This window comes from Brachybacterium hainanense, assembly GCF_042434575.1.
In the GTDB taxonomy this organism is placed as follows: Bacteria; Actinomycetota; Actinomycetes; order Actinomycetales; family Dermabacteraceae; genus Brachybacterium; species Brachybacterium hainanense.
Genome location: NZ_JBHLSV010000068.1, coordinates 1 through 699 on the forward strand (window position 1 = coordinate 1; position 699 = coordinate 699).

At 42.2% G+C, this 699-nt stretch carries 1 protein-coding gene; it reads right to left on the bottom strand.

All coding sequences use genetic code 11. The annotated features are described in order from the left end of the window. The coding region (gene mobV, locus ACFFF6_RS19980; RefSeq protein WP_376983276.1) for a MobV family relaxase at window positions 1-678 on the bottom strand (678 nt) is incomplete at its 3' end. Window positions 679-699 lie beyond the last annotated feature (21 nt).

The window sequence follows — 699 nt, forward strand, 5'->3', positions numbered from 1 at the left end:
TAAGGCGCTTTTAGCTGATTGGAGTTCATCTATTTGGGAAACAGTCTTAATGATTTCTTGGCTCTTTTTCTGCCTTTCTACGTCGAGCTCTTTTACAGATTCCATCGCTTTTTTGTATTCGGGAATAGATAAATGCTTTCTTTCTGATTCCTCGGCTCCTCGATCAATCTCAAATCCCTTTTCCCTTAAATGTTTGGGTAGTTCGTCTTGGAGATGTCTTAGTTCCTCACGATTAAACACATTTTTGGCTTGTAGCTTTCCGTCACGCATAGGAACGACCCCCAAGTGCATGTGAGGAGTGGTTTCGTCTAAGTGAACATGAGCGTATGCGAGGTTTTGCTCACCATAGCGCTCTTTAAACCAGTCGGTGGCTTCTTGGAAAAACCGATCACGTTCATTTGGATCCATGTTTTTAAAAAAAGCTTGGTCACTGGTGATGATCCATTCACTGACCAAGACTGCGTCTTTTCTCGTTGCTCGTTGGCTTATCTTCTGTGACTCAATAATTTCAGTGACAATGTCTTTGTATTTTCCTTCTCGGTTCATGAGGTCGTAGTTCTGATCGGAGAGAGAGGTATCGATGTCGGGATTGCTATGATTCTGGAAAATCCGTTTGTTATGTTTCTCCATTCCTGATAGATTACCAGCTTTCATTTTCTGCATCCGGGCGACTAACATACTCATTTTCTAGCACCACAT